This is a genomic window from Kitasatospora sp. NPDC057738 (genome assembly GCF_042798815.1).
GTDB lineage: Bacteria > Actinomycetota > Actinomycetes > Streptomycetales > Streptomycetaceae > Kitasatospora > Kitasatospora lactacystinica.
Genome location: NZ_JBHVJT010000021.1, coordinates 49215 through 68936, shown reverse-complemented (window position 1 = coordinate 68936; position 19722 = coordinate 49215). Strand labels below are relative to the sequence as shown.

The 19722-nt window shown below is 73.6% G+C and carries 21 protein-coding genes; 10 read left to right on the top strand and 11 right to left on the bottom strand.

The annotated features are described in order from the left end of the window. The first annotated feature begins 95 nt into the window (after positions 1-95). Complete coding sequence (locus tag ACFVGO_RS14315) at positions 96-935, top strand: amidohydrolase family protein (protein ID WP_359907261.1); 840 nt, start codon at positions 96-98, stop codon at positions 933-935. Here ACFVGO_RS14315 and ACFVGO_RS14310 read toward each other — a convergent pair whose 3' ends face one another. Further along, positions 936-1739 (bottom strand): inositol monophosphatase family protein, encoded by an 804-nt coding sequence (locus ACFVGO_RS14310; RefSeq protein ID WP_359907219.1) that lies wholly within the window; start codon positions 1737-1739, stop codon positions 936-938. Positions 1740-1936: 197 nt separating this feature from the next. On the opposite strand from ACFVGO_RS14310, the gene ACFVGO_RS14305 reads away from it, so the two are divergent. Both ACFVGO_RS14305 and ACFVGO_RS14300 read left to right on the top strand, forming a co-directional pair. Continuing rightward, on the top strand, positions 1937-2929 hold the full coding sequence (locus ACFVGO_RS14305) for an Lrp/AsnC family transcriptional regulator (protein ID WP_380632003.1): 993 nt from the start codon (positions 1937-1939) through the stop codon (positions 2927-2929). 156 nt (positions 2930-3085) lie between these two features. After that, positions 3086-3508 carry a hypothetical protein gene (locus tag ACFVGO_RS14300; RefSeq protein ID WP_380632040.1) on the top strand — a complete coding sequence of 141 codons (423 nt, stop codon included), beginning with the start codon at positions 3086-3088 and terminating at the stop codon, positions 3506-3508. Here the strand turns inward: ACFVGO_RS14300 and ACFVGO_RS14295 are convergent. The 3 genes from ACFVGO_RS14295 to ACFVGO_RS14285 form a co-directional block, all read right to left on the bottom strand. Then, a complete protein-coding gene (locus ACFVGO_RS14295; RefSeq protein ID WP_380353423.1) occupies positions 3505-4392 on the bottom strand; it encodes a helix-turn-helix domain-containing protein in 888 nt (295 codons plus the stop codon). The two genes, ACFVGO_RS14300 and ACFVGO_RS14295, sit on opposite strands and share 4 nt — an antisense overlap. 151 nt (positions 4393-4543) lie before the next feature. Next, positions 4544-5026 carry a hypothetical protein gene (locus ACFVGO_RS14290; protein ID WP_359907208.1) on the bottom strand — a complete coding sequence of 161 codons (483 nt, stop codon included), beginning with the start codon at positions 5024-5026 and terminating at the stop codon, positions 4544-4546. 225 nt (positions 5027-5251) lie between these two features. Next, positions 5252-5959, bottom strand: a complete 708-nt coding sequence (locus ACFVGO_RS14285) for a 4'-phosphopantetheinyl transferase superfamily protein (protein WP_359907205.1) — start codon at positions 5957-5959, stop codon at positions 5252-5254. A gap of 300 nt (positions 5960-6259) precedes the next feature. Here ACFVGO_RS14285 and ACFVGO_RS14280 point away from each other — a divergent pair, with 300 nt between their 5' ends. Next, entirely contained in the window at positions 6260-7675 is a 1416-nt protein-coding gene (locus ACFVGO_RS14280; protein ID WP_380632000.1) for a choice-of-anchor A family protein, read from the top strand. Between the two features lie 223 nt (positions 7676-7898). Here the strand turns inward: ACFVGO_RS14280 and ACFVGO_RS14275 are convergent, their stop codons facing one another. Then, a complete protein-coding gene (locus tag ACFVGO_RS14275) occupies positions 7899-8528 on the bottom strand; it encodes a TetR family transcriptional regulator (protein ID WP_359907199.1) in 630 nt (209 codons plus the stop codon). Between the two features lie 76 nt (positions 8529-8604). Between ACFVGO_RS14275 and ACFVGO_RS14270 the strand changes: the two genes are divergently transcribed. Continuing rightward, the gene (locus ACFVGO_RS14270) at positions 8605-9552 is read left to right on the top strand and encodes a hypothetical protein (protein WP_380631997.1); all 948 of its coding nucleotides are present in this window, start codon (positions 8605-8607) and stop codon (positions 9550-9552) included. A gap of 52 nt (positions 9553-9604) precedes the next feature. On the opposite strand, the gene ACFVGO_RS14265 is transcribed toward ACFVGO_RS14270, so the two are convergent. The 5 genes from ACFVGO_RS14265 to ACFVGO_RS14245 form a co-directional block, all read right to left on the bottom strand. Continuing rightward, positions 9605-10102, bottom strand: coding sequence for a F0F1 ATP synthase subunit B (locus ACFVGO_RS14265; protein ID WP_359907193.1), 498 nt, complete (start codon positions 10100-10102; stop codon positions 9605-9607). 115 nt (positions 10103-10217) lie between these two features. Then, positions 10218-10982, bottom strand: coding sequence for an SDR family oxidoreductase (locus tag ACFVGO_RS14260; protein WP_380631995.1), 765 nt, complete (start codon positions 10980-10982; stop codon positions 10218-10220). Continuing rightward, a complete protein-coding gene (locus ACFVGO_RS14255; protein WP_380631993.1) occupies positions 10979-11614 on the bottom strand; it encodes a TetR family transcriptional regulator in 636 nt (211 codons plus the stop codon). Before ACFVGO_RS14255 ends, ACFVGO_RS14260 begins: the two co-directional genes overlap by 4 nt. A gap of 65 nt (positions 11615-11679) precedes the next feature. Next, positions 11680-12906, bottom strand: a complete 1227-nt coding sequence (gene kynU, locus ACFVGO_RS14250) for a kynureninase (protein ID WP_380631991.1) — start codon at positions 12904-12906, stop codon at positions 11680-11682. A gap of 113 nt (positions 12907-13019) precedes the next feature. Then, positions 13020-13850 (bottom strand): tryptophan 2,3-dioxygenase family protein, encoded by an 831-nt coding sequence (locus ACFVGO_RS14245; protein WP_359907183.1) that lies wholly within the window; start codon positions 13848-13850, stop codon positions 13020-13022. Positions 13851-14037: 187 nt separating this feature from the next. On the opposite strand from ACFVGO_RS14245, the gene ACFVGO_RS14240 reads away from it, so the two are divergent. Beyond that, positions 14038-14499, top strand: a complete 462-nt coding sequence (locus ACFVGO_RS14240; RefSeq protein ID WP_359907181.1) for an Lrp/AsnC family transcriptional regulator — start codon at positions 14038-14040, stop codon at positions 14497-14499. Between the two features lie 131 nt (positions 14500-14630). Next, the gene (locus ACFVGO_RS14235; protein WP_359907178.1) at positions 14631-15170 is read left to right on the top strand and encodes an NADPH-dependent FMN reductase; all 540 of its coding nucleotides are present in this window, start codon (positions 14631-14633) and stop codon (positions 15168-15170) included. Between the two features lie 88 nt (positions 15171-15258). Here ACFVGO_RS14235 and ACFVGO_RS14230 read toward each other — a convergent pair whose 3' ends face one another. Then, entirely contained in the window at positions 15259-15891 is a 633-nt protein-coding gene (locus ACFVGO_RS14230; RefSeq protein WP_359907175.1) for a MarC family protein, read from the bottom strand. A 230-nt stretch (positions 15892-16121) separates the two neighbouring features. Between ACFVGO_RS14230 and ACFVGO_RS14225 the strand changes: the two genes are divergently transcribed. From ACFVGO_RS14225 to ACFVGO_RS14215, 3 genes are all read left to right on the top strand, one after another. Then, positions 16122-16682, top strand: coding sequence for a DoxX family protein (locus tag ACFVGO_RS14225; RefSeq protein WP_359907172.1), 561 nt, complete (start codon positions 16122-16124; stop codon positions 16680-16682). 123 nt (positions 16683-16805) lie between these two features. Beyond that, the gene (locus tag ACFVGO_RS14220; RefSeq protein WP_359907169.1) at positions 16806-17432 is read left to right on the top strand and encodes a hypothetical protein; all 627 of its coding nucleotides are present in this window, start codon (positions 16806-16808) and stop codon (positions 17430-17432) included. Positions 17433-17746: 314 nt separating this feature from the next. Continuing rightward, positions 17747-19570 carry a glycosyl hydrolase family 18 protein gene (locus ACFVGO_RS14215; protein WP_380631987.1) on the top strand — a complete coding sequence of 608 codons (1824 nt, stop codon included), beginning with the start codon at positions 17747-17749 and terminating at the stop codon, positions 19568-19570. Positions 19571-19722: the final 152 nt, after the last annotated feature.

Below are 19722 nucleotides of genomic sequence, written 5' to 3'. Positions count from 1 at the left end.
AGGACCGCGCGAGCGACCAGGGTCGGGAGAACGACCAGGACCGGGCGGGCGGTCAGGAAGCGGACGGCGTACGGCGGTTCTGGCAGGAGCTCGGCCTGCCCGGGCTGATCGACGTGCACACCCACTTCATGCCGAAGAACGTCCTCGACAAGGTGTGGGCGTACTTCGACGCGGCCGGTCCGCTGGTGAACCGGCCCTGGCCGATCACCTACCGCGAGGCGGAGGAACAACGGGTCCGCCGGCTGCGGGACTTCGGCGTCCGGGCGTTCACGTCCATGCTCTACCCGCACAAGCCCGGCATGGCCGGCTGGCTGAACGCCTGGGCCGCCGAATTCGCCGCCCGCACCCCGGAGTGCCTGCACACCGCGACTTTCTTCCCCGAGCCCGGGGCGCCCGGCTACGTGGCCCGGGCGATCGAGGACGGTGCCCGGGTGTTCAAGGCGCACCTCCAGGTCGGCGGCTACGATCCGGCGGATCCGCTGCTGGACGAGGTCTGGGGGCTGCTCGCCGAGACCGGCACCCCGGTGGTCACCCACTGCGGGTCCGGGCCGGTGCCGGGCAGGTTCACCGGCCCCGGCCCGATCGGCGCGGTGCTGGAGCGGCACCCCGGTCTGGTCCTGGTGGTCGCCCACCTCGGGATGCCCGAGTACCGCGGCTTCCTCGACCTGGCCGAGCGCCACCCGGCCGTCCGGCTGGACACCACCATCGCGTTCACCGACTTCGCCGAGGCCGACGTCCCGTTCCCGCGCGGGGAGCTGCCGCGCCTGCGCGGGCTCCGGGAGCGCGTCCTGCTCGGCAGCGACTTCCCCAACATCCCGTACCGGTACGTGCACCAGCTGGAGGCGCTGGCCGGGCTGGGGCTGGGGGAGGAGTGGCTGCGGGCGGTCTGCCACGACAACGCGGCCGCCCTCTTCGGCATCAAGCCCGAGGACTGATCACCGCACTGTCCGCAGCAGTTCCAGCGCCCGGGCGTGCAGCCCGGGCGCGGCGGCGAGGAAGCCGTCGGAGCCGGTCGTCCAGGCCGACCCGGCGGCGTCCGTCACCGCGGCGCCCGCCTCGCGCGCGATCAGCGCGCCGGGCAGCAGGTTGCCCGCGTCGAGGCCGTACTCCCAGAACAGCGCCAGGTGGCCGGAGCCGACCTGGGCCACCTGGAGCGCGGTGGGGCCGAGGTTGCGCACCGCCAGGACGGCACCCGCCATCGCGGACAGCGACTCGCCCGCCCGGCGCAGCGCCACCGGGTCGGCGGCCACCCGGGGCGGCTGGCTGGTGGCGGCGACGGTGACGGCCAACTCCCGCTCCAGGGGCGCGATCGGCCGTCCGTCCAGCTCGGCGCCGCCGCCGAGCACCGCCCGGTAGGTGCGGCCGTCCTGTTCCGGGGCGTGCACCACGGCCAGCACCGCCGCGCCGTCCCGGACCAGCGTGGCGGTCACCGCCCAGTGCGGCTGCCCGAGCAGGTACTGCACCGCGCCGTCGGTCGCGTCGCACAGCCACCACTCGCCCTCGGCGGGCACCGACCCGTCCAGCTCCTCGGGCACCCAGCCGGCCTGCGGGTGCAGCGCCGTCAGCCGCTCCCGCAGTACGGCGGCGGCCGGGCCGTCCAGCTCGGCGAAGCGGGCCGCCGCCTCCTCGGCGGTCCGGGCGGTGACCGGGTCGGCGGACCGGCGTGCGGCCAGCCCCGCACCGACCTCCCGCACCGCGGCCTCCACACCCTCCGCCAGCGTCCACAGTTCGTTCGTCACGGTGACTCCTCCTCGATTCCTCACCCCGGGCCGGCGCCCCGACCGGAGCCCCCGGGCCGGCGCCCGAGTGGAGCTTCCGACCGGAGCTTCCGGCCGGGGCTCGGGGCCGGTGTGCTCCGGCCGCCCGGGACAAGGAGTACCGTCAGGGCTGCCGAACAGGACGCAGAAGCCGCCGAGGGTGACGGGGATCGGACACCATGGACCTCTCCACCGCCGATCCGGACAGTGTGCTGGACGTCCTCGACCGCCGCCTGGTGTGCGCCCTCCAGGTGGACGGACGGGCCGAGCCCGGCCGGATCGCCGAGGTCCTGGGCGTGTCCGCGCGGACGGTCACCCGCCGGCTGGGCCGGATGCGGCAGGCCGGGGTGCTGCGGGTGGTCCGGCTGCCGGACGTCGAGGACGCGGCCGTGGGCGCGCTGCTGCTGCGGGTCCGGGTGCTGAGCGGCCGGGTGGACGCCATCGCCCAGGCCCTCGCCGACCGCCCCGACGTCCCGTTCGTCGACGTGATGCTCGGCGGCCACGAGGTCGGCGCCGTGATGCTCACCGACGCCGGTTCCCGCGACCGGCTGCTGTACGGGCAGCTGCCCGCGACCGGCGCCGTCACCGAGACCACCACCCACGCGGTGCTGCACGCCTTCGCCGACGCCGGGCAGTGGCAGGCCGGGCACCTGACCGAGGAGGAGGCCGAGGCGCTCGCCCGGCCCGCCGTCCCGCGCCCCGCCGCACCCCCGCCGCTGGACGGCCTCGACCGCGCGCTGCTGGAGCGGCTGGGCGAGGACGCCCGGCAGTCCCACGCCGTGCTGGCCGCGGCCGTCGGCGCGCCCGAGTCCACGGTGCGCCGCCGGCTGCACCGGCTCGACGGGGCGGGGCTGCTGCGCACCCACGCCACCGTGGACCCGCGGCTGCTCGGCATGGCCGTGGACGCCAACCTCTGGCTGGACGTGCCGCCCGGCCGGATCGCCGAGGTCGGGGCGGCGCTGGCCCGTCACCCGCAGGTGCACGGGGTGTTCGCCACCAGCGGTCCGGCCAACCTGCTGGCCACGGTGTTCTGCCCGGACCACGGCGAGCTGTACCGCTTCCTCACCGACGTCCTCGGCCCGCTCGGCGTCGCCCGCGCCGAGACCACCATCACCGCCCGCGCGGTGAAGCGGGCGGGCGTGCTGCTCCGGCAGCCGCCCCGGAGGCCGTAGGGCGTGTCTGACAATTCCCGCCGGGTGCGCGACGGCCGTTACCCGCGGGGTAATCGACGGCCGCCGCCGCACCGGGCAGGGTGGTGGCACCCGGTGCGGCCGCCACGGTCCCGGGCTCCCACCCCCGACAGGAGGCGATCCGCCGTGTCCGCCCACGTGAACACCCTCACCCCCGCCAGGCCCGGTTCCGTCTTCTCGCCCCGGACGGTGCGCGGCGCCCTCGCCCTGGACGCCCTGGTCACCGGCGGCAACGGCCTGGCCTACCTGGCCCTCTCCGGCCCGCTCGGCGAACTGCTCGGCGCCGGCCGCACCACCCTGGTCGATGTCGGGCTGCTGCTCCTCGGCTACGCGCTCGCGGTCGGCGCGCTGGCCGCACGCCGGCGGCCGCCGGTGCTCGGGGTGCGGACCGTGATCGACGTCAACCTCGCCTGGGTGGTGCTCAGCCTGGTCGCGATGGAGGTGTGGCTGGAGCCGACCACCGCCGGGTCCGTCTGGATCCCGGTGCAGGCCGCGGCGGTGGCCCTGTTCGCCGTCCTCCAGTTCACCGCCCTGCGGCGGGAGGCCCGCGAGCGGGCCTAGCGTTCGGGCCCGACGGCGGCCTGCAGGAACCGTGCCGTCTCCGTGTCGGCGGGGAGGAAGGTCTCCATGGCCAGCTCGGAGACGGTGACGTCCACCGGCGTGTTGAAGGTCGCGATGGTGGAGAGGAAGGAGAGCACCCGTCCCTCGTGCCGGATCCGCATCGGCAGCGCGAACGGGAACCCGTCGACGGCCGGTCCGCCCGTGACGGGTCCGCCCGCGGCCGGACCGTTCCCGGCCGGTCCGTTCCCGTCAGGTCCACCCGCCGGGTCCTCGACGGGCGGTTCGGGGTAGCTTCGGACCTCCTCGTACAGCCGGCGCAGCGGCTCGGCGCGGACCAGCTCCAGCTGCCGTTCCATCCGCTCCAGCAGGTGCTGCCGCCACTGCGGCAGGTTGACGATGCGCGGAGCCAGCCCGTCGGGGTGCAGGGTGACGCGGATCGCGTTGAACGGCGGTTCCAGCAGGTGAGGGGCGACGCCGTTGATGAGCAGCCCGAGCGAGCGGTTGGCCGCCAGCACCCGGAAGGACCCGTCGACCACGACCGCCGGGTACGGGTCGTGGGCGGCCAGCAGCCGTTCCAGCCCGCCGCGCAGCGCGGCCATCGACGGGTCGTCCAGCGGTGTCTCGCGGTAGTGCGGGGCGTAACCGGCCGCCAGCAGCAGGGTGTTGCGCTCGCGCACCGGGACGTCCAGCTGCTCGGCCAGTCGCAGCACCAGCTCGCGGCTCGGCCGGGAGCGGCCGTTCTCGACGAAGCTGAGGTGGCGGGCCGAGGAGTCCGCCCGCAGTGCCAGTTGCAGCTGGCTGAGCTGCCGTCGTTCCCGCCAGCCGCGCAGCAGCGGGCCGACGCCGGTTCCCGTCGGGCTGCCCATGCCCGCCATGATCGTCATGGCCCAGGACGGTACTCGAACGGGCCCGGTCGGCGGGAGGGGGCGCGACGGTCGGGAGGGCGCGGCGGGAGCAGGGGACCGGAGAGCTCAAGGGAAGCCGGGAGAAGCCGCGAGGAACCGGGAGAGCGGGAGGGGCCGGGGGAGCAGGGCCTCAGACGCCGGTGCTCGACCCCGGGCGGATGACCATGAGCACCACGACCACGGCCCACAGCAGGTTGAACACCCCGGCGGTCATCGGCAGCATCTTCAGGCCGCCGACGGCCTTGGTGTGCTGCTCGTCCGACGGGTCGAGTTCGAGCGCGTCCACCGCGGCCTGCTGGCCGGGCAGCACGAAGAGCAGCAGGGCGAGCGCGGCGATCGCGGTCAGCACCATCGAGACGATCACCCAGGACTGCCCGAGGACGTCCATCACCTGGGCCAGGCCGATGCCCAGCACCGGCACCGCGACCCCGAGCAGCGCGTAGACCTGGGTGATCCGGTGCAGCACGCGCAGCACGCCGGCGTCGGAGGCCCGGTCCGGGCCTCCGGCCAGCGCGGCCTTCGCCCGGCGCGGGAACATGCTGACGGCCACCGCGACCGGGCCTATGAACAGGACCGACACGAGGACGTGCAGGCTCAGCAGGAACTTGGCCATGGCGGGGCACCCTTTGGATCCGGTGGGCAGCTGGTGGGCGGGCACCCGCGTTCGGCGTGCCCACGACCAGGCACGCTAACACCGCTTATTTCCCGGCCCACCGCGCGGGTGGGCGCCGGGGAGCCCGCTCCGGCCCGGTACTCGGCCCGGCGCCCGTCCCGTCCCGTCCCGGCGCCCGTCCTGTCCCGTCCCGGCCCGGCGTCGAGCCCCCTCCGGCCCGGCCGTTCAGCCCGCCGCCGTGAGCTCCACGATCCGGGGCGGGGCGGTGCTGACGGCGCCCACGGCGGCGGCGTGCTCCGGGTCGGTCCAGTCGAGCAGGTGCAGGTCCTCCCACCGGCTGCGCAGCGGCGGGCCCGGCGGGACGGACAGCGGCAGGGCGGAGAGGTCGACCCGGCCGAGGGTGTCCAGGGTGGCCCGTCCGATCTTGATCAGCGATTCCTTGCGCACCCAGAGCCGCAGGAAGGCCTGCTCCGGCTCCGGGTCGGCCTCGACCAGGGCGAGCTCGGCCGGGGCCAGCACCCGGCGGGCGACCGAACGCAGCGAGCCGCCCCGGTCGGACAGCTCGACGTCGACCCCGACCGGCTGGAACCCGGCGCCGGCGGCGACCACGCCCCGGGTGTGCGACAGGCTGACGTGCACCCCGGGGTGGTCCGGCAGGTAGGGCTTGCCGTGGTCGGCGAGCCCGCAGTCCGGGCACTGCTGGGCGAGGACGAGGCCGGCCACCGGTACGTCGAGCAGCCGGGCGGCGCAGAGCCGGACCAGCAGGTGCCCGGCGGTGAAGTCGATCCGACCGGACTCGTGCCGGAAGCGCGCGGCGCGTTCCCGCTCCATGGCGGTCAGCAGGTGTTCGCCCGCCTCGGGGTGCCGCAGTACGGCGTCGGCGGACGCGACGGAGACGAGCGGCGCGCTCTGTTCCTGGGCCTCGGTGGTCATGCCTCCCAACCTAGGCCCTCGCCGCCGGTCGGCGCCCGCCCTGGGGATCCCTGCTCCGTACGTATGAGTTTCAGATCCGATCTGAGGGTCTGTAGGCTGCGATAAGTCCGTTTTGGTATTGGATATCCCGGATCTATGGGATCGCCAGCAGATCATATGGAACGTGGCGGGTCATCCGGTCTCGCCCTTTTCTCGTGCACGGAGGAATTGTCGATGGATCAGGCCACCGGTTCGCCGGATCACAGAACGACCGCCGTGAGAACCCCGGCGACGCGCGGGCGCCGGGCCGTCAGGATCGCGGTGGCGACCGCCGTCACCGCGCTGCCGCTGGCCGCGGTGCTGACGGTCGGTTCGGCCGCTCCGCTGGCCCCGCCGCTGGGCGCCTGCACGGGACCCGACTGCCCCGCCACCTGGCCGCCGCCCAACAACGGCGACTTCACCGGCCGCGACTCCACCATCAACGTCTTCACCGGTGGCAACTACACCGTGAACGGCCGGGCCGCGGAGGCCGAGGGCAAGATCGTCGCGCTGGGGAACCTGACCGTCGACAAGAACGGCGGCGGCATCTACAACATGGGCGTCGTCGGTGTCGGTTCGCGCGTGGTGCCGCCGAACGGCAGCGACTTCGTGACCACCGGCGGCAACGTCGACGTGGTGACCGGCAACGCGATCCTGATCGGCGGCAGCGACTCGCACGGGCCGGCCTTCGGCAACCTGCGGCACGCGGGCTCCGTCACCGGCACCGTGAACATCGACCCCACCGGCGAGTCGATCCAGGATCCGAACGCCGCCGCGCCGTACCAGACGGTGCTGACCCAGATCGAGGAGGTCTCCGACTGCGTCGGCCGGGCCACCGCGACCGGCACCGTCGACATCTCCTCCAGTCAGGCGACCTTCACCGGTGACGGGACCAGCATGAAGCAGGTCTTCAACGTCACCCAGAACCTCGCCTCGCCGTCCGGCGGGCAGATCGGCCTGGTCTTCAACAACATCCCGGCCGGCGCCACCGTCGTGGTGAACATGCTCGGGGACAGCCCGATCATCAACACCTACACCGGTACCGGGCTGGCCGGCGACCAGACCACCGACATGCGCTCGAAGCTCATGTACAACTTCCCGACCGCGACCTCGGCGCAGATCCTCGGCAGCGCCCAGTTCCAGGGCTCGGTCATGGCCGGCAACCCCGGCGGCACCACGACCATCGCCCAGCCGGGCATGAACGGCCGGGTGTACCTGGCGGGCAACCTGATCCACACCGGCACCGGCGGCTACGAGATCCACAGCTACCCGTTCGACGGCGACCTGCCGGACTGCGTCGTGACGCCCAGCCCGTCGCCGACCTCACCGACGCCTTCGCCCTCGCCGACCTCGCCGTCCCCGACGTCTCCGAGCCCGACGTCGCCCTCGCCGACCTCACCGTCCCCCACGTCGCCGTCGCCGTCGCCGACCTCTCCGACCCCCACGTCCCCGTCGCCGACCTCGCCCGCGCCCACCTCGCCGTCGGCCAGTGCGACGACGTCGAGTGCCGGTCCGGCCCCGACCAGTCACCGTCCGACCGGGCAGCCGACCAGCCACCACCCCGGTGGCGGCGGTGAGTTGCCCTCCACCGGCGCGGGCAACGCCCCGGTGGTCTTCGGCGTGGCGGGCGTCGGCCTGCTCGGCCTCGGCGGCCTGGCCGTGCTGGCCGCCCGCCGTCGTCGCGGCCGCCACGGCTGACGGTCCGTACGGCTGAAGAGTTGAGGGGCCGAACAGCCGAACAGCCGAACAGCGGCGCAGGCCGCCCGGGTCGACTCGACCGGGCGGCCTGCGCCATCCCGGTTTCGCCCCAGGCCCGGCCCCGCCCCGGGCCCGGCCCCCGGCCCGGGCCCGTCCCCTTCGCGGCCCCGTTCGCGTCTCCCGTTTCCTCCGGCGCGCCGTTCCCCGGCCCCGGCCCGGCCGCCTACCGCTGCGCCGGGTAGTGGGCGAGGCCCGAGGCGAGCAGGCCGAAGGCCCGGTCGACCGCCGCCTCGACCCGGGCCCGCACGGCTTCGGCGGGCTCCCCGGCCACCATGGCCCGCCGGATCTCGCCGAGCACCGCCCGGTGGGCCCCGGTGACGGCTCCGGCCACGATCCGGGGGAGCGGGTCCTCCGGTGCGGCTCCCGACTCCTCGGCCAGGGCGGCCGCGAGTGCCGCCTCGGCCCGTTCGCCGAGCTCCAGCAGCCGGGCCCGGAGTGCGGCGCTGTCCTCGACGATCCGCCAGAACGCCGCCATCCCCGGGTGCAGCCCGACCGTCGGCTCCCCGCTCGCGAAGGCCGCCAGCAGGTCGGCCCGGACGGCGTCCACGGCCGGGCTGCCCGCGGGGCGGCGCCGGACCACCTCGGCCAGGTGGGCGACGACCTCCTCCTGCCGGTCGAAGAACAGGTCCTCCTTGGTGGGGAAGTAGTTGAAGACCGTGTTCGGCGAGACCCCGGCGGCCCGGGCCACCTCGACCACCGTGACCCGGTCGAAGCCGCGTTCGGCGAACAGGCCCATGGCGGTGTCGGAGAGCAGCTCCCGGGTCTGCTGCTTCTTGAGTTCGCGAAGTCCCATGGCCGGATCCTATCCGCAGTGCATGGTGTCACTCCAAAGTTACAGTGACACCAAAAATATCCGCTACGGTGACGGCATGACCTTCACCTTCGGCATCTACCCCGGCGGACTGGCCGGTGACGACACCGGCGTGATCGCGCCCGTCCGCCCCGACGACCCGGCGCGGATCACCGCCGCCCTGCGCGAACTCCAGTGCGGTGCGGCGGAGTTCCTGGTCCGCGCCTACCGCTCGTACCCGGGCGGCGAGCACACCCCCGCGCGGCCCGAGCAGTACGCCGTCGAGGGACGCCGGCTCGACCTGGTGGTCCAGTACCGGGATCGCGGCGGGGAGTTGGCGGGCTGGCTGGACTTCGTCCGGCGGACGGTCCGCGCGGAGGGGCACCGCCTCGGGCTGCTCCAGATCTGCGAGGAGCCCAACCTGGACCTCCCGCCCGTGGACGGCAGCATCCCCAACGTCCGCCGGGCGCTGGTCGAGGGCGTGATCGCGGCGAAGGAGGAGGCGTTGGCCCGGGGATTCGACCGGCTGGCCGTCGGCTTCAACGCGGTGCCCTCCTTCGACCCCGCGGACACCTTCTGGCCCGAGCTCGGCCGGCTCGCCGACGAACGCTTCCACCGTGCCCTGGACTACGTCGGCCTGGACTTCTTCCCGGACGTCTTCCGTCCCGTCCCACCCGGTCGACTCGCCGACGCGGTACGGGCGGTGCTCACCGGCTTCCGCCGGGACACGCTGCCCGGAGCCGGGATCGGGCCCGGTGTTCCGCTGCGGATCTGCGAGAACGGCTGGCCCACCGGCCCCGGGCGGAGCGAGGCGCGGCAGGCCGAGGTGGTGGCGGAGGTGGTCCGGACGGTCGCCGGGCTCGCCACCGAACTCAATGTCACCGGATACGCGTTCTTCGCCCTGCGGGACGCGGACAGTGCGGGCGCCGGGCTGTTCCCGCACTTCGGCCTGGTGCGCGACGACTACACGCCCAAGCCGGCCTTCGCGGCGTACCGCGCGCTGGTCGAGGAGCTGACGAGGAGCTGACCATGAGCTGACGGCGGGCCGACGGCGGGTCGGCGAGAGCCGGCCGGCTCCGCTAGTTCGCCTCGAAGAAGCGCTCCACCGTGCGGCGCTGTGCGGCGACGGCGTCCACCGGTTCGCCGATCACCCGGCCGGCCAGGGCGACTGCCAGCTCGCCGACGTCCTGCCGCAGCAGGCGGGCCGCCTCGGCCCGGTCGGCGGCGATCCGGGCGCGACCGGTGGCGAGCAGTTCGTCCCGGTCGCGGATGCCCTCCGCGCGGGCCGCGACCATCGCCGCCGCGCCGCGCTCGGAGTACTCCTCCCGGATCCGGGCCGCCTCGTGGCGGGCCTCGGCCAGCTCCCGCAGGCGGGCCTCCCGGGTGGCCTCGGCCTCGGCGAGCAGGGCTTCTGCGCGTTCGGTGCGGCCCTCGGTGGCCTCCCAGCGTTCGGACTGCACTCGTTCGATCCGGGGGAGCAGGTGGCGGCCGAGCAGCCACAGCAGCAGGAAGAACAGTGCCAGGCCGAGGAGCAGCGGGGCAGGTTCGGGCTTGAGCGGGCCGAGTGCGAGGGTCACGCGCTACCTCCCCAGGGTATGACGTTCCGTCGGTCGGAAGCTTCCCCGGAGGTGATGCCGGTCGAACTCGGCCCGGACATGACCTGCGTCACGGCGGCCCGGGCGGCCGCGGGGCTCACTGCCCCATGACGTACTTGACGGTCGGGCCGGCGGTCCAGCCGCCGTCCACCGCCAGCTCGGCGCCGGTGACGTAGGAGGAGTCGTCGGAGAGCAGGTAGACCACGGCGCCGGCGATCTCGGACGCCTCGCCGACCCGGCCCATCGGGGTGTTGGGGTAGTTGCCCTCACCGCGCCGGATGCCGACCGAGGCGGTCATCGGGGTGTAGGTCATGCCCGGGTGCACCGAGTTGACCCGGATCCGCTCGGTGCCCAGCTCGACCGCGCCGATCTTGCTGAGGCCGCGCACGCCCCACTTGGAGGCGCCGTAGCCGGCGGTCAGCGCCAGGCCCATCAGGCCGGCCGCCGAGGAGATGTTGACGATCGAGCCGCCGCCGGCCGCGCGCATCGCCGGGACGGCGGTCTTCATGCCGATGAACACGCCGGTCAGGTTGATGTCCAGGACCTTGCGGAAGTGCTCGACGCTCTCGTCCGCGAGCAGCGTGCCGGTGGAGATCCCCGCGTTGTTGACCAGGCCGTGCAGGGCGCCGAACTCCGCCACCGCGAAGTCCACCACGCGCTGCCAGTCCTCCTCGGAGGTCACGTCGTGGCGCACGAACCGCGCCCGCTCGCCGAGTTCGGCGGCGACGGTCCTGCCGTCCTCCTCCAGGACGTCGGTGATCACCACGTTGGCGCCGGACGCGACGGCGAGCCGGGCGGCCTCGGCGCCCAGGCCGCGGGCGCCGCCGGTGACGATGACGGTCTTGCCGGTGAGGTCGTTCATGACCTGCTCCTTCGGGGGGTGGGGGAGGAGAGCATGGCGGCGGACATCGTCACCAGGTCGGCGAGGAAGGTCTCCTCGTCCGTCAGGGGGGTGGAGCCGGTGAGGTACTGCTGCGCCCGGTCGGCGAGGGCCGCGCCGATCAGGGTGAGGACCAGGTCGATCCGTTCCAGCCGGATCGGCTCCGGCAGCGCGGAGATCCGGTCCTCGACCAGCTCGATCAGGCGCCAGTAGCCGCCGCCGGCCAGCGTCGGGTGCGGGGTCCGGGTGCGGACGCCGCTGTTGTGGCTGACCTGCGCGGAGATCCGCAGGCAGTGCCGGCCCTGTTCGGTGCGCAGCTCGGTGGCCTCGGCCGCGACCAGGGCGCCGAGCAGTCCGGGCAGGTCCGCGTCCGCGAGGGCGGGCAGACGCGGCGCGAGGGCCTGCTCGGCGCGTTCCTGGCGGCCGGCCATGATCGCGTCGAGCAGGCCCTCGCGGGAGCCGAAGTGGTACTGCACGGCGGACGGGTTGCTCTGTCCGGCCAGTCGGGTGATGTCCCTGGTCAGGGCGGCTTCCACACCGCGGGCGGCGAAGAGTTCCTCCGCCGCGCGCAGCAGCCTCTCGCGGGTCTCGTGGCCCGCCGATGTCCTTGCCATGCGAGCAAGATTAATGCTGCGCATTATTAATGGCAAAGGAGGCGGGCCCGGTCCCGGTCCCCGGCCTACGTCACCTCGCCCCGGCGGGAGAAACGCTCCGCCCGCCACTCACCGCTCTCCAGCACCTCGGCCAGCTGCCGGGCCGCGTCCCAGACCTCGGTGTACGACACGTAGAGCGGCGTGAAGCCGAAGCGCATCAGGTCCGGTGCGCGGAAGTCGCCGATCACCCCGCGCTCGATCAGGGCCTGCACCACCGGGTAGCCGTCGGCGTGCCGCAGCGCGACCTGACTGCCCCGCCGGGCGTGCTCGCGCGGGGTCGCCACCTCGACACCGTCCAGCCCCTCGGTCAGCGAGACGAACAGGTCGGTCAGCGCCAGGCTCTTCGCCCGCACCGCCGCCGGGTCGACCCGCTCCCAGACGTCCAGCGAGGCGTCGAGGGCGGCCTGGCCGAGCAGCGAGGGCGAGCTGGTGAGGAACCGGCCGATGCCCGGCTTCGGTTCGTACCCGGGCTCGAAGGCGAACGGCCGGGCGTGGCCGAACCAGCCGCTCAGCGGCTGGAGCGGGCCGGCCGCCAGGTGCCGCTCGGCGACGTACAGGAAGGCCGGCGAACCGGGGCCGCCGTTGAGGTACTTGTAGGTGCAGCCGACCGCGAAGTCCGCGCCGGCGGCGCCGAGTTCGACCGGCAGCGCGCCCACCGAGTGGCACACGTCCCAGATCATCAGGGCGCCCGCGGCCTGCACCCGGGCGGTGATGCCGGGCATGTCCAGCAACTCGCCGGTGCGGTAGTCCACGTGGGAGAGGACGACCGCGGCGACGTCCCCGTCCAGGTGCCGGTCCAGCTCCTCGGGGCGGATCAGCGCGCTGCGCGAGCCCTCGACCAGACCGGTCACGCCCTCGGCGATGTACAGGTCGGTGGGGAAGGCCTCGGCGTCACCGAGCACGGTGCGCCGGCCCGGGCGCAGCCGCAGCGCGGCCGACAGCACCTTGAAGAGATTGACCGAGGTGGTGTCGCAGACGACCACTTCCGCCGGACCGGCGCCGATCAGCGGCGCGATCCGCCGCCCCAGCCGGTACGGCTGCTCGAACCAGCCGGCGTCGTTCCAGCTGCGGATCAGCTCCCGGCCCCACTCCTCCTCGACCACCCGGCGCACCCGCTCGGGCGTGCGCACCGGCAGTGCGCCCAGCGAGTTGCCGTCCAGGTAGATCACCCCGTCCCGCAGGGCGAACTCCTTGCGGAACGCCGCCAGCGGGTCGACGGCGTCCAGCGCCGCGCAGTCCTCGCGCGTGGTCATGCCCGTCCTCTCGTTCCCCTCGCTCACAGCCCGCTCCGTCCCTGCCCGTCCCGTCGCATCGCGCTCTGTCGCATCACGCTTTGTCGCATCGAGCTCCGTCACGGCCCGCTCCGTCACAGCCCGTCCCGGATCGTCCACAGCTCCGGGAACACGTCCTGCTCGGCCGACTTGCGCAGCCAGGTCAGTCCGCTGGAGCCGCCCGAGCCGGGCTTGCCGCCCATGGTCCGCTTGACCGCCGAGAGGTGGCGCTGGCGCCAGCGGGTGACCCGCTCGGCCACGTCCAGCAGGGCCTCGCCGAGCGGCTGGAGCGCGGCGAACTCCGGCTCGGTGTACACCCGCCGCCAGGCCGCCTCGACCTCCGCGGACGGCTGGTGGCGCTCCTCGGAGGGCGCCCGGTGCGGGGCCAGGCCGCGGCGCGCCAGCAGCGCCAGCGCCTCGTCGTACAGGCCGGGGGAGCGCAGGGCCTCGGTCAGCTCGGCCTGGGTGTCGGGCATCCCGTCGTACATCTTCAGCAGCGCGGCGTTCTTGTTGCCGAGCAGGAACTCCAGCCGCAGGAAGGCGGCGGACTGGAAGCCGGAGGCCTCGCCGAACAGCGAGCGGAAGGAGTTGAACTCGTGCGGGGTCATGGTGGCCAGCAGGTCCCAGGACTCCACCAGTACGTCCTGCACGTGGGTGCCCCGGCGCAGCGCGGCCAGCGCGGCGGGCAGGTCGTCCTCGCGCAGTGCCTGCCGGGCGAGCGTCCACTCGTGCCGCAGCAGGTCGAACAGCAGCTCCATCACCTGGGTGGCGACGATGAACGACAGCTCGGCCGGCTCCTTGCTGCGCGGGTGCTGCAGGCCGTGCAGCTCCTCCAGGCGCACGTACTGGGCGTACGGGGTGCCCCGGCCCGGTGCTCCGCCCCGACCGAACGACAGGTTGGGTGTCTCCACCGTGTCGTGCCCCATCCCGATCCTCCTGATCCTCCGGGCCGCATCGCCCGGTCCGGTGAACCAGCCGGACTGCCGGGTTCCACCGGGTGCCCATTGTGCGGCGGCGGTGCCCCCCGTTTGAATGGTCGACGGGCATCGCAACCGCCTTCGGAGCTGTTGTTCGCGATGCGTTCCGCCGATTCGCTTTACGAATGGAAATCCCTTGATCCCGACCACCCGGGAGGTCGCCTTGGACGCCGTTGACCGCCGCCTGCTCGCCGAGCTCCAGGCCGACGCCCGGCTCTCGTACAACGAACTCTCCCGCCGGGTGAGCCTGTCCGCACCCGCGGTGGCCGAACGGGTCCGCCGGCTGGAATCCGAGGGGGTGATCAGCGGCTACCACGCCCACGTGGACCTCACCCGGGCCGGGCTGCCGATCACCGCGCTGGTCCAGATCCAGTGCTACGGCCCGCGCTGCGTGCTGCGCGATCCGGAGGTGCCGACCTGGCCGGAGGTGGTCCAGCTGCACCGGGTCACCGGCGGGGCGTGCTGCGTGCTGCTGGTCGCGGTGTCGACGATGGCCGAGTTCGAGGCGGTGTGCGACCGGCTCGGAAGCTACGGCCAGCCGTCCAGCTCGATGATCCTCTCCAGTCCGGTGCCCTGGCGGCCGGTGGTGCCGCGCTGACCGCTGCCGCTGCCGCTGTCGTTGCCGCTGGTCCACGGCCGGTGCCGATGGCCGGTGCCGATGACCGGTGGCGGGCGGCGGGCGGCGGGCGGCTGTCCTTGACGCGGACGTCAAGGAGTAGGTTGCCCGGCATGCCGAACGAGCGCCACATCCTGCTGCTGCCCGGGAGCCTGCGAGCCGGTTCCACCAACGAGACCGTGCTGCGCACCGCGGCCGCCGTGGCCGCGGCCGCCCCGGGCCTGCGGACCACGTACTACGCCGGGCTGGCCGGGCTGCCGCACTTCAACCCGGACCACGACACCGACCCGCTGCCGGAGCCGGTGGCCGAGCTGCGGGCCGCGATCGAGGCGGCCGACGCGCTGCTGGTCTGCACCCCCGAGTACGCCGGGACGCTGCCGGGTGCGTTCAAGAACCTGCTGGACTGGACGGTCGGCGGGATCGAGATCTCGGACAAGCCCACCGGCTGGATCAACGCCGCCGGTCCGGGCCGCGGCCAGGGGGCCGAGGCCACCCTGCGCACCGTCCTCGGCTACACCGGCGCGGCCGTGCTGGACGAGGCCTGCGTCCGGCTTCCGCTGGAGCGCGGCGCGGTCGGCCCGGACGGGCTGGTCGCCGATCCACTGGTCCGCGGGCGGATCGGCGAGGTGCTGGCACGCCTCGCGGCCGGCTGACCCGGGCGGGCGCCGGGCTCGGCGCCGTTCAGCGCCGGTGAGCGCCGTTCGGCGCCCGTCGGGCCCTGGCGCGGGTGCGGTGGCGGGCTCAGTGCCCGTCCGGCAGGTGCACTCCCAGCCCGGCCAGGCCCTCCAGGAACAGTTCGACGCCGACCGCCGCCAGCAGCAGCCCGAGCAGCCGGGACAGCACCTCCAGCGAGGTGCGGTGGGTGCGTCGCATCAGCGGCGCGAGCACCGCCACACAGAGGTAGTTGATCACCGCGACGGCCACGTACGCCCCGGCGACGGCGGCCTTCCAGCCCAGGTTGTCCTGGTTGAGCGAGGCGACCAGGACGGCCGTGATGGCGAGCGGGCTGGCGATGTACGGCAGCAGCAGTTCGCGGATGCCGTCCACCAGCGGGTTCGACAGGTGTTCGTCGTCGTCGGCGTCCGAGCCGAGGTGGACGCCGAAGACCAGGGCGACGGCGTAGACGAAGAAGATCGCCCCGCCCGCGAGCTGGAGCGACTGGTCGCTGATGTGGAAGAGGGTGGTCAGCTCGTCGGCCCCGAAGCCGAGCACCAGGCCGATCACCGCCGCGATGGCCGTGCTCAGCGCGGCCAGCCGGCGCAGCTCCCGGTTGCTGCGGGTCCCGGCCAGCCGGGCGAAGGCCAGCAGGGTCTTCGGCGGGCCGACCACGGCGAAGAAGGTGATGAAGGCGCTGCCCAGGTTGAAGACGAACATGGGCCAAGCATGACCTCGGGGCCCCGGGCGGCCGGTCCGCCACGCCCCGCGGCCGGGCGCGGCGTGGATCACCCGCCGGCGGTTCATTCCCGGTCATTCCCGGTCGCGGCCGAATTCGCCCGGATGGCGGCCCCGGCTCGAAGGCACGGGCGCCCTCGGTTGCTATGGAGGCAGGACCGTCACCACTGTCACCGAGCGGGGTCACTCCGCCGCGGAAGCGAGGATGCGACATGTGCCTGAACCGTAAGGACCTGGGCCTGCTGGCCCTGCGCGGCGCGGTCGGCGGCGTGCTGATCGCGCACGGCACCCAGAAGCTGTTCGGCTGGTTCGGGGGCGGCGGCCTGGAGGGCGCCACCCACGCCATGGAGCAGATGGGTTTCCACCCGGCCCGGCAGAGCGCGCTGGCGGCCGGCCTCGGCGAGGCGGGCGGCGGCGCGCTGCTGGTGGCCGGGCTGGCCACCCCGGCGGCCGGCGCGGTGGTGGCGGGGACGATGGCGGGCGCGGTGTCGGTGCACGCCCCGGCCGGCTTCTTCGCGATGTCCGGCGGCTACGAGTACCCGGCCTTCCTCGGTGCGACCGGCCTGGCGCTCGGCCTGGCGGGCGCCGGCCGGTACTCGCTGGACCACCTGACCGGCCACGTCTTCGACCGGCCGTGGCTCGGCCTGGCCTCCTTCGTGGCGAGCGCCGCCGGGGCGTACGGCGTCGTCGCGCGGCGCCGTCACCTGGTGCGGCTGCGCGAGGAGCGGGCTGCGGTGGAGTCGGACTCCCAGGAGGGCTCGGGGCTGTCCTGACGCGCTGTCCCGGCTCGGCTCACCCGGAGGCAGCAGCCCTGCTGGCGGCGGCCCCGCGGCCCTCGGAGGGTGGGCGTGGAGGTGTGCCGGGCAGCCCGGCGCCGACCGGAAACGAGGGACCGCATGAACCGCCAGCCGCTCACCCGAGCCAGCTCCCCGACCCCGCCGAGGGTCACCGCGCAGGACCTGGACGCACCACCGGTGCGTCACCAACGCCGGGCGGTGGCGGGGGTGTTGGTCGCGGCGGTGGTCGGCGCGGCGGCGCTCGCGGGCTGTTCCTCCTCCGGGAAGACCGTGAGCGGCGTGGCCTCCGCGGCGGCGTCCGCGGTGGAGAAGGGCGCGAGCGCCGTCGCCTCCGCCGCCTCGGCGCTGGGTTCGGCGGCCGGCGGGGCGGGGTCCGCGATCGCCTCGGTCGAGGCGCAGGCCTCGGCGGCGGTGTCGGCGGCCTCCTCGGCCGTCTCCGGGATCAAGGGCGGGCTGGACGCGAAGGGGGACGTCACCGCCGGGGCGGTGACCACCGGTTCGGACGGCAAGCCGCAGGTGCCGCTGACCGTCACCAACCACGGGCAGCAGTCGTACCGGTACGTGATCCAGGTGAACTTCACCGACGAGTCGGGCAAGGTGCTGGACGCGGCCGCGGTGACCATTCAGGACGTGGCGGTCGGGCAGAGCTCCCAGGCCACCGCGCACGCCCACCGGGACCTCTCCGGCACGGTCAAGGCCGAGGTGGCCAACGCCGTCCGCTACTGACTCCGGGGCTGTCCCGGGGTGCGGCGGCCCAGTTCAGCGCGGGGGTGGAACCTTAAGCGGGTCTCAAGGCCCAACGGCACCCCTTGACGGGTGAGTTGGTCTAGTCCATTTTTATTGCCCAGGTGCAGGGAGCCCCTGAACCGGCGTCGGCGGCCTCGTGCCGCGGGCGCCGGTTCGGCACATCCCGGTAGTCCGTCATGGTCTGATCCCGCTCGATTCCCCACCCACACCTGTCATGTCCCGGTCGTCCGGCCCCACCCCGGACGCGCGCCCCCGGGACGACGGGAACCCCCACAACCAGGAGTCACGCACCCATGCTGCGCTCACGCATTGAAAGGGCCGGGACCCCGGCGCCGCAGGGCGGCCGCCGACGCCGCCCGAAGAGCATGGCCGCCATCGCGGCCGGCACCACCGCCTCCCTGCTGCTCGGCGCCGGCCTCGCGCTGTCCGGCGGCGGCGCGGCCAACGCCGCGACCACCAACTCCACCGGCGCGCCCGCCACCAGCGGCGGCATCAAGGTCGCCTACTTCGACCAGTGGTCGGTCTACGCGAACGCGTACTACCCCAAGACGATCCAGGACACCGGCGTCGCCAAGAACCTGGACTACATGATCTACTCCTTCGCCAACATCCACCCGACCGACCTGGGCTGTTTCGAGGCCACCAAGGCCGCCGACGGGAACGACAACAACCCGAACGCGGGTGACGGCGCGGGCGACGCGTTCGCCGACTACCAGAAGAGCTTCGGCGCGGACATCTCGGTCGACGGCGTCGGCGACGTCTGGAACCAGCCGATCGCGGGCAACTTCAACCAGCTGAAGAAGCTGAAGGCGAAGAACCCGAACCTCAAGGTCCTGCTCTCGCTGGGCGGTTGGACCTACTCCAAGTACTTCTCGCCGGCCTCCGCCACGGACGCCTCGCGCAAGCACCTGGTGTCGTCCTGCATCGACATGTTCATCAAGGGCAACCTGCCCAGCGACGCCGGCTTCGGCGGCCCGGGCTCGGCGGCCGGCGTCTTCGACGGCATCGACATCGACTGGGAGTACCCGGGCGGCGGCGGCCACACCGGCAACCTCTCCAGCCCGGCGGACAAGCAGAACTTCACCGCCCTGCTGAAGGAGTTCCGCACCCAGCTGGACGCGCAGGGCGCGGCGGACAAGAAGACCTACGCCCTGTCGGCGGCGGTCGGCGCCGGCCAGGACAAGATCATGAACGTCGAGACCGACAAGGTCGGTCAGTACCTGACCTTCCTCGACGTCATGACCTACGACATGCACGGCGGCTGGGACGCCCAGGGGCCGACCAACCACCAGGCCGCGCTCTACTCGACCCCGGACGACCCGTCGACCCCGGCCAAGCCGGGCAACGGGAAGTACTCGATCGACAACGCGATCAAGGCGTGGACGGTCGGTGACAAGGAGTACGGCATCCCCGGCGGCTTCCCCGCCAACAAGATCAACATGGGTGTGCCGTTCTACTACCGCGGCTGGACCGGCGTGAAGGACAACGGCAAGCACGGCCTGTACCAGCCCGCCACCCAGCCGGCGGCCGGCGCGGCGATGTCCGGCAACGTCCCCGGCATCCAGATGTACAAGGAGCTCGCGGGCTTCGTCGACAACCCGTCCAAGACCTTCTGGGACGACGGGGCCCAGGCCACGTACTTCTACGACGGCAACACCTTCTGGAGCGGTGAGGACGCCAAGTCCATCCAGGCCAAGCTCGACTACGCGCACTGCAACGGCCTCGGCGGCTCCTTCGCCTTCTCGCTGTACGACCTGGGCACCAAGACCGCCCTGTTCGACAAGATGGTGAGCGCCACCAACGGCTCCGCGTCCGCCTGCCCGGCCCCGCCGACCGGCACGCCGACCCCGACCTCCACCGGCACCCCCACGGGCACGCCGACCGGTACCCCCACGGGTACGCCGACCGGTACCCCCACGGGCACCCCGACCGGCACCCCGACCACGCCGGCCTCCTGCCCGGCCGCCCCGAGCTGGGACACCAACACCACCTACGCGGCCGGCGGCACCAAGGTCTCGTGGAAGGGCCACTACTACACCAACAAGTGGTGGACCAGGGGCGACGACCCGAGCCTGAGCGGCCAGTGGGGCGTCTGGACCGACAACGGCCCCTGCTGACGGTCCACCGGACCGCCGAGGGCCTGACGGATCCTCGCAGCACCTGAAGCGACGGGTCCGGAGAGACGGGGAGAAAAGACCGCCCCGCGGGCGAGAACAGTTTTCACTTCCCAACGACCCCGAAGGTACCCACGAAGGTAGCCAATCCCGCA